Annotated in this window: 9 protein-coding genes and 2 pseudogenes; 7 read left to right on the top strand and 4 right to left on the bottom strand. The window is 58.5% G+C overall.

The window, feature by feature from the left end:
* Window positions 1-77 precede the first annotated feature (77 nt).
* Complete coding sequence (locus PQQ52_RS08305; RefSeq protein ID WP_408209019.1) at window positions 78-1,379, top strand: UDP-N-acetylglucosamine 1-carboxyvinyltransferase; 1,302 nt, start codon at window positions 78-80, stop codon at window positions 1,377-1,379.
* Window positions 1,380-1,645: 266 nt separating this feature from the next.
* On the opposite strand, the gene PQQ52_RS08300 is transcribed toward PQQ52_RS08305, so the two are convergent.
* Window positions 1,646-3,691, bottom strand: coding sequence for an arabinofuranosidase catalytic domain-containing protein (locus tag PQQ52_RS08300; RefSeq protein ID WP_408209016.1), 2,046 nt, complete (start codon window positions 3,689-3,691; stop codon window positions 1,646-1,648).
* 655 nt (window positions 3,692-4,346) lie between these two features.
* On the opposite strand from PQQ52_RS08300, the gene PQQ52_RS08295 reads away from it, so the two are divergent.
* The 4 genes from PQQ52_RS08295 (at window position 4,347) to PQQ52_RS08280 (ending at window position 8,078) form a co-directional block, all read left to right on the top strand.
* Window positions 4,347-4,952: a tetratricopeptide repeat protein gene (locus PQQ52_RS08295; protein ID WP_408209013.1), complete on the top strand. Its 606-nt coding sequence runs from the start codon at window positions 4,347-4,349 to the stop codon at window positions 4,950-4,952.
* A gap of 13 nt (window positions 4,953-4,965) precedes the next feature.
* Window positions 4,966-5,358, top strand: coding sequence for a nuclear transport factor 2 family protein (locus tag PQQ52_RS08290; RefSeq protein WP_408209010.1), 393 nt, complete (start codon window positions 4,966-4,968; stop codon window positions 5,356-5,358).
* 539 nt (window positions 5,359-5,897) lie between these two features.
* Window positions 5,898-7,082 (top strand): MFS transporter, encoded by a 1,185-nt coding sequence (locus tag PQQ52_RS08285; protein WP_408209008.1) that lies wholly within the window; start codon window positions 5,898-5,900, stop codon window positions 7,080-7,082.
* Between the two features lie 264 nt (window positions 7,083-7,346).
* Window positions 7,347-8,078, top strand: a complete 732-nt coding sequence (locus PQQ52_RS08280) for a GNAT family N-acetyltransferase (RefSeq protein ID WP_408209005.1) — start codon at window positions 7,347-7,349, stop codon at window positions 8,076-8,078.
* Between the two features lie 304 nt (window positions 8,079-8,382).
* Here the strand turns inward: PQQ52_RS08280 and PQQ52_RS08275 are convergent, their stop codons facing one another.
* The 3 genes and pseudogenes from PQQ52_RS08275 to PQQ52_RS08265 form a co-directional block, all read right to left on the bottom strand.
* Complete coding sequence (locus PQQ52_RS08275) at window positions 8,383-9,615, bottom strand: NAD(P)/FAD-dependent oxidoreductase (RefSeq protein WP_408209580.1); 1,233 nt, start codon at window positions 9,613-9,615, stop codon at window positions 8,383-8,385.
* A gap of 74 nt (window positions 9,616-9,689) precedes the next feature.
* Window positions 9,690-9,878, bottom strand: a pseudogene (locus tag PQQ52_RS08270) (amidase); the annotation flags it as partial.
* A gap of 15 nt (window positions 9,879-9,893) precedes the next feature.
* Window positions 9,894-10,064 (bottom strand): annotated as a pseudogene (locus PQQ52_RS08265) (MFS transporter); the annotation flags it as partial.
* Between the two features lie 422 nt (window positions 10,065-10,486).
* Between PQQ52_RS08265 and PQQ52_RS08260 the strand changes: the two are divergent.
* Entirely contained in the window at window positions 10,487-11,170 is a 684-nt protein-coding gene (locus tag PQQ52_RS08260; protein WP_408209003.1) for a septal ring lytic transglycosylase RlpA family protein, read from the top strand.
* Window positions 11,136-11,555, top strand: coding sequence for a pyridoxal-phosphate dependent enzyme (locus PQQ52_RS08255; protein ID WP_408209000.1), 420 nt, complete (start codon window positions 11,136-11,138; stop codon window positions 11,553-11,555). The genes PQQ52_RS08260 and PQQ52_RS08255 overlap by 35 nt, the downstream gene beginning before the upstream one ends.
* The last annotated feature ends 22 nt before the right edge of the window (window positions 11,556-11,577 follow it).

Genomic DNA, 11,577 nt, shown 5'->3' with positions numbered 1-11,577 from the left:
ATCTCGAACTATCTTCCGCACACGGTCCGATGGCATGATGTTAACCTCGCTCTCTAATCCACCAGCCTTCGCCCAACATGTCCAACCTGATCGTACATGGCGGCCTGCCGTTACGCGGCCAGATCGTGCCGTCCGCCAACAAGAATGCTGTCCTGCCCGTCCTTTGTGCCACGCTGCTTACCGATCAGCCGCTACGTCTCATCGGTGTACCTGAAATCACCGACGTCAAGAAAATCCTTGAGATCTTTCGCATGCTCGGCAGCTCCGTGTCGATGGATTTTGCCGCCGGCATTCTCGATCTGCATCACCACGCGACGGCGTTCGATCCCGTCACGCACAGATTGCCTGAGGAGATGCGCTCTTCGATCATGCTGGTACCACCGTTACTGGCCCGTTTCGGCGTTGCACGTCTGGAAAACGACGTAAAGGGCTGTACGCTAGGCGTACGCGAGATCGATCCGCACGTCGAGGTATTCGAGCGTTTCGGCGCATGCATCGAGCGCACTGCCGACTCGCTTATCGTGCGCGCAGCCACGCAATTGACTGCGAATCAGCATTGGCTGGACTATGCATCGGTCACCACCACCGAGAACTTCGTGCTATGCGCGGCGTCGGCCCATGGCACGTCGACATTGGTCAATGCAGCGTCGGAACCTCACATGCAGGAGTTTTGCCGTTTTCTGGCAAAGCTGGGTGTCCCGATCGAGGGTATTGGCACATCGCGCCTGAGCGTAGAAGGCGGCCACAAACTCAGGGGCGGCGAATTCCGTTTCAGCGAGGATTTCCACGAGATCGCAACTTTTCTCGCGCTTGGCGCAATCACCGGGGGCGACATCGCGGTCAAAAACACCGCGCCCGAGCAGTTCCCGCTTATCGACCGAACCTTCGCGAAGTTCGGGGTGGAGGTGGTGCACCGCGATGGCTGGTCGCACGCCGTTCGGGAAGGTCCGCTGCGAGTGCGCCGGCCTTTTACCCAGAATATTCTCACCAAGGTGGAAGCGGCGCCGTGGCCGTATCTACCCGTCGATCTGCTGCCCATTTTCATTGCGCTTGGCGTCAAGGCCGAAGGCAGCGCGATGTTCTGGAACAAGGTATATGACGGGGCAATGGGCTGGTCTGTTGAACTCTCCAAGTTCGGCGCGCATGTGTTCCTGTCGGACCCTCATCGTCTGATTACTTTCGGCGGACTTCCGTTGAGCGCCGCGAAAGTCGAGAGTCCGTACATCATTCGTGTGGCAATCGCGCTGCTCATGGTTGCCGCGAGTATCGAGGGGCGTTCGGAAATCATGAATGCGCTGCCGATCCGCCGTGCACACCCAAATTTTGTGGAAAATTTGCGTTCGGTCGGTGCAAACGTGGAGTGGACCAGCAGCGAATGATTGTTTAAGAGGATCGATGTGGGTTTGATGCAGTGGAGGGTGCGGGGCGCGCATTCATTTAATCAAAATCTTTCCCCGCAAGCGAAGTTAGCGCGATCGGACCGGACATTCTCCATGACGATTCCGGTTCGGACGGTGCAGGAGCACCATCCGAACCGACAGATCGTAATTTGCTGGCGAACACCTTGCCGATTTCTTCTTTGTGTTTTCCGTGACTTCATTCCCTTAGGATCTGATGTCTCAGGAAACCACTGCCGGGTTCACGCCTACGTTCCCGAGTTGCTCAAGATTGCAAGGCTTGGGCAATAATGCGTTGCGCTCAAGTAAGGCGCTTGCTGTGAGCGATCTCCAGCAGCATTAGACGTGGGTGGATCGATAAAAACTGACGCGTTGTTTGATCCCGCGGGAGCGGTGAGGGTCATCGTCACTTTCCACCACTTGCCCGATTTCACCGCGCTCAGCGCGGTAGCCTGTCCGCCACCCCATGTCCCTCGCACTACAGCGCCCGTATTCGTATTGAGGACCCACGCAAATTCGGCGCCGTTCGGGCCATCGGTCTGGATTGATCCGCCAGGAAAGACCGTCGCGTTGGTGGTAGCGAGAACGTAGTCAGTGAAACTATACGATTGGCCGCCCTGAACCCTGATGATTTCGCGGACATTCGAGACTGACGAGCCGTTCGTGCTGGTAACCGTTGCGGCACCTCTGTTTGCTCCCGAGATATCGGTCGCAGGCACGGCGGTGCCGCCATTTTGCTGGGACCATGCATCTGGTGTGGCGAGACTCAGCGGCGAGTTGACCAGATTGTTTGCATAGCACGCGGCCATGGCCTTATCCGCCGGCGGTCCATAAAAGCTTGCAATGCTTGCCTGGATTGCGTTGTCGGTCGTGTCGGATGTCGTCTTGGTGATCACCGCGCCTTCGAAGAACTGGATGGGAGCAGCGCTACCATCGCCGCCTTCGCCAAGCGAGAGACCACCTTGCCATTGCCCGTTAAATGCATGACCCGCGTCGTTGCCAAAGATCAAGGCTTCTGGGGGCGCCTGGTCATAGACTGCCGTGAGTACGCTCTGCGAGGCAGAGCCGCCTTTGACAGCGAAAAGATTTGATGCGGTCACCGGCGAGTACTTGGACAGTACCGTGACGAACTTTTCTTTCGGAGGCTGTTGCGGGCCGTAGAGATAAACGCCTGCCTCCGCGTCGACACCCGGCCAGTTAATATCGAGTGCGTTGCATACGGGGTCCTTTACGTTGGGTGCCTGGTTCGAATCACCATCACAGTAGCCAAAAACAGCTGCGTTGCCGTTTGAGAACGCCAGCGCGAACATTTCACCTTCGACTTCTCCGTGTGCATAGGTGCCCGGGTTGGCACTGCTTTCCATATTTCCATAAGTCCCGCAGCACGTGGATGACTGGCTATAGTGCGCTCCCGCCACCATATACTCGGCGATTTCGCTATCACCGATTGACTGGTTCACCGTGCCGAACCTGTTGCGGTACGCTTGCCCCGCCAACGTGCCCAGAGCCGGAATCTGGTCGCCTTGCCGCGGCACGAAGCCTAGCTTTGCCGGCGTGCCGGAGAGCGCCGGCAGATCGTTCCCGATCGATAACTGGAGGGTCGGTGACTGGGTGGTCAGCGCGGTGGGGGGCTGGAGCAGTTGAACGGTCAGCGCGCCTGCGGTTCCCGGAAGCGTGATCGTCGCAAAGCCGTTGATGACCGGAACAGTCGTCGTTTTTTGCGACCCTGTGCTATTCGGAACGGTCAATGACTCTGTTCCGTCCTGGTTGAGTGTGAGGGTGGCCGGCACATTGCCAAACGCACCTCCCTTGAGGGGTGCAACCAGGTCGATCTGATCGTAAATGTACGTGACGGAACAGCTTGTATTGTTGCAGAACGCGTTTGCGCTTTTGACATTGGTTGAGCCAATCAGCGTGTGGTCAGCGCCGTTCGGCAAGTTACCCGATGTATAGGGATAGATGTCCTGCGTTGCATTGTCAGACGCCCGTTGAACCCGGAATAGCGGACCCTTGTACTTCCTTGTTAGTAAGCGTGTCACGCTGTGTGCCGCGGAGCACGGTGTGCTGGCCGTTGCGGCGGCGTCGCAGGGTAGAGGAATCGCCGTAGCTTCTTCCGTTGTTGTACTGTCATTTGCGTGGGCTGACTGGGCTGCAGCATCCGTCGGTGACGAACTCGCGTTCGACACGCCTGTCGCTTGAGATGCGGACGTACCGCTGCTATCTCCATTACATGCGGCAAGCCCGACGGTCATCGCTAACAAAACAGCAATTAATCCAATTCCTCTGGACATCATGACCTCCTCCTATGGAACCACGCTTCTGATTAGGTTCGTATAATTTAGCTATACGAACTGATTTGCCGGGAATCGTTACTTGTCAAGAGTTGCGTCAATTGCTTGCCCAGCCGGACAGCCTTCGATGACGCACGGCGGCGCGGCAGCCTTGTCAGGTAATAATATTAGTCAATAATATCAATTAGTCGTCTCAGTGTAATCCCTTATGTAGGCATGAGAGACAGTCTGGCGGCTGCTCGTGAGTGCTGGGCAGGTGCGTTTTCTGCTCGGCATCTGGTTAATACTATTGCTAATATTTGGGTTCATAAATCGATTGGTCACTCATCGAGCGTTCGTCTGTCAAGGCGATTAGATATGCTTGGCAAATGAAGCATGCCTAACGAATAGGGCGCCCTGGTCGTCCGGCTCGCTGATCGCGTGCGTTTTTGCGGTCAGCGCCGTTTACGTGGTCACCTCACGGCAGGACGCTACGCCGCAAAGATTGACCTGTGTATTTCGGAAGCTGCCGTCTGCCGTAGTGGATGACGAACGGCAGAGAAGGGCCGGCCTGGACCAGCCGTCGTCCGACTCCACACGCCCAACACGGGACGTTCGACCACACTGGACGAATCGGCGACAATAGCCGGACTAACGCAAATTTCGGATCGTGATTTCAATGGCGCAAAGAGATATATGGAATCCTTGCCGTACGATTGCGGGGCAGGTGATTGCGGTTGCTGTCACGGGCGGCTGTGCCCAACTTCAAACGAATAATGCTGGCAATTCGTCAATGCATAAGCAGGTAAAGCAAGATGATGCCAACAGCCAGGTGATGCGCAGGCTCCTATATGTGATCGGTCCATCCAAGGACTTCGCCCAGGCGGCTGTCTGGCTCCGTAAAGCGGCTGAACAGGGACGACCCGACGCGGAGTTCATGCTCGCGCTCGATTATGAACAGGGCAGGGGTGTTCCCAGTGATGATTCTCAGAGCATTGTCTGGTACCGCAAGGCGGCCGATCAGGGATACCCCGCGGCTATGATTTTTCTTGGACTGCAGGCTTCTATTGCGCATATGACTGGGCACAAAGATCCGCTAGGTGATCCGGCGCTCGCACAAAAGTTTACCGACTTGGGCGTCGAACACGCTCCGGACCTAACGCGAGATTTACTGCCGAATTTGTGGGCCAGTCGAGCTCAGCACGAAAGGGAGCGACAAATGCAGAGGCAGTGCGGGCGCACTTTTACGCCGAGGTTGAAAGCAATGGGAATAGACGGTCAGTGACGCCGACGACATCATGACTCCCTCTCCCGAAATCGCGTCTCATGTGGTTCAAGCGTTCTGGCGTCTCATGGCGACGAACAATTTTCACGCCGTCGCGGCGGTTCTCGCGCAGGACTTTGTCCTTGAGTGGCCTCAATCGAAAGAGCGGATCCGGGGCGCTGTCAATTTTGCTCGACTCAACACAGAATACCCGGCGCAAGGTCCTTGGGTTTTCACGATCAATCGTATCGTCGGGAGTGAAAAAGAGGCTGTGTCGGATGTGTCTGTCACCGACGGCGTCCAGCACGCAAGAGCAATCTCTTTCTTTACGGTCGAACATGGCAAAATCACCCGCATGGTCGAATTCTGGCCGGATCCCTACGAGGCGCCATTTGATCGCGCGCAATTTGTCGAGCGAACTGAATGAGCGACGCGTCGATGCTGATGGGTGATTGCGTCATCGAAGCAGGCAGCAAAAATCTCGCAACGGCCAGAGGGGGAAATGAGTTCACATGAGACGCGCGACGAAAATTCTTGTTGCCATCGTATTAGTCGGGTCCGTTGCTTGCATTGTGACCGGGGTATGGCTATTCAACTGGCAAGGCGTAAATTATGAGTTCGCTCCAAAGGACACCGTCACGCCATCATGGCCGCCCTGAGCGGTGCAACGCGATCTTGGCTATCCTTTGCGGGAAAAGTAGTTTGCCGTGTCCCGCCGTTGAACAGACATTCGCGCGTACCGCGCGGGATGTTCGTGATGGGGCGAACCGGGCCGATGCGCCTGGAATGGTTTTCTCGGCCATCGTGTTTTACTGCGACAAAACCCCTGCTGGTTGCATCCTCCACTCAACTTCGATAATGTCCAACCTTCAGGGATAACCGAAGGTCACGCCTCGAAACCCAACTGACTGACGATGACGCATCAGGCATGTTCGCCGCGTCATCCATCACATCGGAAGGGATTTCATGGACACGCGTGTGTACTTGCTGGCAGCAACGGTATTTCTGGCCGGCATCGACGAAAACATCTGCATTGGCATCCTGCCGTCAATCGCAACGGACCTTCATGTCTCGCTTGCGTCTGCTGGGCAACTCACCACCATCTTTTCCTGCGTCTTCGCACTGACTGCGTTCTGCGTGTCCGCGTGGTTATCGCATCGAGAGCGCAAACGTCTGCTGCTGTGCGCCCTGGGCGCTTTCGCGCTCAGCAATCTGCTGGCAGCCATGAGTCCGGGTTACGGCGTCCTGTTCGCCGCGCGAGTCTTGATGGCTGCCAGCTGCGCAACAGTGATTCTGCTGGCCACGACGCTTGCCACCGAACTCACGCCTCCCGCCCGTCGCGGACGGGCTATCGGGATTGTTTTCATGGGCATCAGCGGCTCGCTGGTGCTGGGCGTGCCAGTAGGCATGGTCATCAATAACTGGGCTGGCTGGCGAGCGGTATTCGCCTGTATCGCTATTCTGGCATTGCCGCTCACGGGCTATCTCGCGTGCCGGCTGCCGCTGTCTGCATCGCGCAAATCAATGTCCGTTCGCGCGTACTGGACCCAGCTCACGCATCCGCGAATGCTCACCGGGCAACTGGTATCGGTTGCGATGATCGGCGGCCACTTTACGCTGTTCGCCTATCTGACACCGTATGTGCAGGCCGTTTATTCGCCGGGCGCGGCCACGTTGACTCTGCTCTATGTCGCGTTCGGCGTGGCAGGCGTCATAGGCGCGTGGCTGGGCGGCTGGTTTTCCGATCGGGCAGGCGCGGCGCGTGCGCTGACCTGTTGCCCTGCGGTCTTTCTGTTGACAATGGTTGCACTCCCCGCGACAAGCCGCGCGCCCCTCCTCTTCCTGCCCGCCATGATGCTGTGGGGATGCCTGAGCTGGTCCATTTCACCGATCGTCCAGAACTACCTGATACGCAGCGCGCCGGATCAGGCCGACATCAGCATCGGCATCAACGTTTCCGCCATGCATCTTGGCGTGGCCCTGGGCGCGGGCCTTGGAGGACTTCTGGTGGACAATGGCGCGCTGCTCAGTACGCCGTGGGCAGGCGCTGGCGTGGTCGCGATTGCTTTATGCCTTGCATGGATATCGACGAGGACCGCGTCGGCGACCCTTGGCGAGGAGCCGATGCACAGTGTGAAGGTTGGCGAATAGCAAGCGCCACGTTGCGTGTTCGAACTGTCCTAAATGGAGCTTGCGTGCCGGCCCGCACTCGACCGGGCACCGGTCCGGCGAAGCCGGCAGCTCGCGCATATCTCCGCAGTCTTGACGTGCTCTGTGCTTTTAATCACTATCTTCGCCGAATACTCGAATTGAGCATCGGGCAATGTCGACGACGCCTGAAGGGGTGCTTTGAACCGCCGGAATGTTTGAGCACGGGGAGTTTCGGCGGCCGGCTATGTAAGTGGGACGGATTGGATGGAAGTATCGACAATGCAAATGCCTAAACCCTTGGCCTCTCATCGGGTTGATCCTCTGATCGTCGAAGCGTGGGTAACAGGCTGGGCGCTGTCGCGAAGAACGGCCGCCCCGACAGTCTTACCAATGGGTTTTCGGGTCGACGTCGGATTACCTCAACACAACGCTCGCTATGTGCTGCCGGCATTCCAGCCAGAAGTCGTCACAGACCTGGCTTCCCGTATCGATGCCCCATGGACTTTCATCAAGGTTTGCGCCGAGCCGCGGACCGTGGCTGAAGTCCTTCCGAAGACCTGGACCGTGGAAGCTCCGGTGTTCATGATGACGGCAGCGTTGGCCGACAATGAATGTTCGCAAGGCGAGCGCATCCTTCCGAACGGGTATGCCGCACGCGTATTTGACGAGGGGCCAATTCTCCGGGTCCAAGTCGAGGATGCCGCGGGTGAGATAGCTGCGGGCGGTCAGTGCGCCCAATTCGGCGAGTCGTGCATATTTGACCAGATCGTCACGCATGAATCACACCGCAGACGTGGCCTGGGAAGCGCAATCATGAAGTTATTGAGCGGCGAGGCAGTTGCGCGGGGAAAGAAGCAAGGCATTCTGGTGGCGACGGCCGACGGCCTTGCGCTGTACAGTGCCATCGGATGGACGGTCCATTCGCCGGTCGCCTCTGCCGTGATCATTCCCGCTGAGGGGAGCGTAGCCGGGCGCGAAGACGCTGCCGGCCGCTGAAGCCTCGATTAATGCCATGTCGGCAGCCGTTACGCGGGGGGCTGATCAAAATCTCGACGTGCCTTCTCTACAGCATCCAGATTGTTGGCCGCCCATATTGATTACGGGCGGGACAAGCGGGATAGCATGGAGTTGGCACGGCAGCTGGTCGCTCAGGGTAATACGGTGATAGTCACCGGACGGGATCTCGACAGGCTGGAGCTTGCACAGCAAACCGTGCCGGGACTCCATGCTTTTCAACGCGACGTTAGCGATCCGATGAGTGCCGAAAGGTCCTGGCGCAGGTCCAGCCCGATCGACGCTGCTAAAACCGGCCCACCCTGAACGGCCGGGGATCCACAAGCGTTTCCTCGCCGGTCATCATCTCGGCGATCAACCGGCCAGTCACGGGACCGAGCGTCAGCCCGTGGTGCGCATGACCAAACGCGAACCACAAATCCTTATGATTTCCTGCCGGCCCGATGATCGGCATCATGTCGGGTGTGCAGGGGCGCCGGCCCATCCATGGCTCGGCGTCCAGACGCTCGGCCAACGGGAACAGCCTGCGTGCCACCGGTTCGACCGCGGCGAGCTGGTTGGGCGTTTTCGGCGCGTCGTGCCGCGCGATTTCGGCACCTGTCGTGAGGCGAATACCTTTTGTCATCGGCGCCAGCAAGAAACCGCCTTCGACATCGAGGACCGGATGATTCAGACGTGCTCCTGGCTGCGAGCCATAGTGCATGTGATACCCGCGCTTGGCAGCCAGCGGCAGGCGATAACCCAGCCGCGAACTCAGCTGATCGGACCATGGGCCCAGCGCGACCACCGCCGACGACGCCGCGATCGTGCCCGCGTTCGTATCGACCTGCCAATGATCGCGCAACGTATTCGCGTCGCCGATGAAAAAACGTCCACCGAGCTGTTCGAAGTATTTTGCGTAAGCCGTAACCAGCGCATTCGGATCGCTCACGGAATCGGATGCCGTGTAACGCAGGCCGCCGATCAGGCTGCTCTCGAGATCGGGCTCAAGCTGTTGCAGACGCGCCGGGTCGAGCGACTCGAACTCGACGCCATATTCCTGATGCCACTGCCCCGCAATCCGCGTTTCCTTGTCGCGGACCGCTTCGGTGCGGAATATCTTCATCCAGCCGATCGGGCGCAATAACGCGCTCGCGCCGGCGTCGGCGGCCAGCGCGCGATGCTCGGTCACACAATGTTCGATCAGCGTCGAGTAGGACCGTGCGATCGCCGCATGCTTTGCCGGATGAGAATTGCGCCAGTATTGCCACAGAAACGGCATCGCCTCGAGCATCGCGTTGGCGTGGTACCGAACGTCAGGCGACTGGTTGCGTGCGTATCGAAGCAAGGTACCGAGGTCGCGCGGAAACGCGTACGGGTAGACGCCTTCACGCTGGATCAGTCCGGCGTTGCCAAACGACGTCTCATTGCCGGGCAGCTTGCGGTCGACCAATGCAACCTGACGGCCGCGTTTCTGAAGATGGACGGCGACGCTTACCCCGACGATGCCCGCACCGAGTACGACAGTATCGAATTTCATTGTGCTCATGAGTTCACCGGCTGACGACAACGCCGACAGTTTCGTCCGACATGGATTCAGACCGTCGACATGCTTTCCGCGCGTTTGGCGGCTTCTCTCGCGGCCGGAAAATCCGTCGCCGTGATCGCGTTGACAGCGGGATTGATCGCCTCGATTCGCGCCATACAGGCGTCGAGCAGCTCGACGGGGGAAATCTCTTTGGCGCCGATCATCCGGCGCAATTCGACCGCACCGCGGCCAACCAATTCGTTATCGTGACTCATTGCATCCTCGATGGTTCAGGCGAGCGCTTCGCCGGTTCGGTCGCGCAGCCAGATTACCGGAACCAGCGAAATGGCGCACGCGGCGGCGACATACCAGGCGGGCGCGAGCGGATTACCGGTTTGCTCGACCAGCCAGGTCGCGATAAACGGCGAGAACCCGCCGAAGAACGAAGCGCTGACCACGAAGAGGAACTGCCCGATACGCGTCGCCGTCGTGTCCGGGTCTTCCATCACCGTGCGATACGAGACGGTCAGTGCCAGGTCCGCTGGGATCTCGTCGAAGAATTCGATGACCGCGCCTACGTATTGCTCCCACACGCTTATCCCCTCTTCGACAGATCCGATCCAATGCTTGTGCAGCAGCGAACCTGACGCGGCCATGACCTTCCTGACCAGGCGCACGCATTGACAGTCAATCGACAGGAATGTCAATTGCTTGGAGTGAGTTCTTCACCGTGCGTAAATGTCAGCCGCCTGCGGAGCTCATAGCCGACTCGACACTGTCGTCGTGAGAGGTTTTTTAATAGCCCGCATACACCCGCAATTCAGATGTCACTGTCGCTGAATCAGGTGCCCGCTGCTTTTGACAGACTGAAGAGGAGGGGCAAATGGGAAATCATCCTCATACCACGGGGAATGGGCTACTGGGCCTTCTCCGCAAAGCGGAATTGCGGCGTCTGAAAATGCAACGGACGCTGGCCGGGATGAAGCCGCGATGGGTAATGTACGAGGCTGACGAGCACGTTGACGACACCCGACTACGGCCCGGTCGAAGAAGCAAGCTTCGAACGATTCTGTTTCTGGTCCTGGCGTGCTGCCTGAGTACGGCGCTTCCGGCGCAAAAGCCGACGTCCACCGACGCCGGGCAGGCGAGCCCGAAGGCAGTTCACCATGCTGGACTTGACCGCTCCGGCAAGACGCGCAAGGGCAAGGCCTCTTACTACGGGCGGCAGTTCTACACAAAGAAGATGGCCGACGGTACGCGCATGGATCCGCAATCCAATGCCGCCGCGAGTAAGACTCTGCCGCTTGGCACCACGGCCCGCGTCACGAATCTGGAAAACGGCAGTAGCGAGGTGGTCGAAATCAGGGATCGCGGCCCCTACGTCAAGAATCGAATCGTCGATGTGTCGCCCAAGACTGCCGATAAGCTCGGGTTGAAAAAAGATGGCACCGCCCCCGTCGAAGTCAAACCAATGGAAGTTCCGCAGCCCGACGGTAGTGTGAAGCCGGGCGCGGGCGTAGCGGAAACGCGGCGTGGCAAGCCGTCGGTCGGCGCTCCAGATTTTTGATCGACGGCATCGCAGCCCGGCCACGCGTATCGTTGCTGTTTCTGCGGCAGGCGCAAGCGCCATGGTCGAATCATGGCGTGCGGGGCGAGCGATCGAACATGAAAATGTCGAAACCATTGCCGACGGGATCGCAACGAAGTCGCCCATTCCAGAGGCACTTCAAGATATGCACGGTTTGGTTGACGATGCATTGCTCGTGAGTGACGCGGCAATGATTCGAGGTATGAAAATGCTCCACGTGCATGCGGGTGTGGTTGCTGAGCCGTCTGCAGCGGCTGGCGTTGCCGCCATTCTGGAGAATCGCGAAGCCTTTGCAGGACTGAGCGCCGGCCTGGTTGTCTGCGGCGGTAACCTGACCGAAGCACAAATGAGGACGTGGCTTTGACTTAGCTCGGCGATGGCTATGT

It is taken from the genome of Paraburkholderia sediminicola (genome assembly GCF_046030555.1).
Lineage (GTDB): Bacteria > Pseudomonadota > Gammaproteobacteria > Burkholderiales > Burkholderiaceae > Paraburkholderia > Paraburkholderia sediminicola_E.
This window is presented reverse-complemented; position numbering and strand designations above follow the sequence as displayed.

Bases quoted from the DNA above. Each gene is read 5' to 3' on its own strand.
- PQQ52_RS08305 (WP_408209019.1), top strand. From the start codon at position 78: ATGTCCAACCTGATCGTACATGGCGGCCTGCCGTTACGCGGCCAGATC.
- PQQ52_RS08300 (WP_408209016.1), bottom strand. From the start codon at position 3,691: ATGATGTCCAGAGGAATTGGATTAATTGCTGTTTTGTTAGCGATGACC.
- PQQ52_RS08295 (WP_408209013.1), top strand. From the start codon at position 4,347: ATGGCGCAAAGAGATATATGGAATCCTTGCCGTACGATTGCGGGGCAG.
- PQQ52_RS08290 (WP_408209010.1), top strand. From the start codon at position 4,966: ATGACTCCCTCTCCCGAAATCGCGTCTCATGTGGTTCAAGCGTTCTGG.
- PQQ52_RS08285 (WP_408209008.1), top strand. From the start codon at position 5,898: ATGGACACGCGTGTGTACTTGCTGGCAGCAACGGTATTTCTGGCCGGC.
- PQQ52_RS08280 (WP_408209005.1), top strand. From the start codon at position 7,347: ATGGAAGTATCGACAATGCAAATGCCTAAACCCTTGGCCTCTCATCGG.
- PQQ52_RS08275 (WP_408209580.1), bottom strand. From the start codon at position 9,615: ATGAAATTCGATACTGTCGTACTCGGTGCGGGCATCGTCGGGGTAAGC.
- PQQ52_RS08260 (WP_408209003.1), top strand. From the start codon at position 10,487: ATGGGAAATCATCCTCATACCACGGGGAATGGGCTACTGGGCCTTCTC.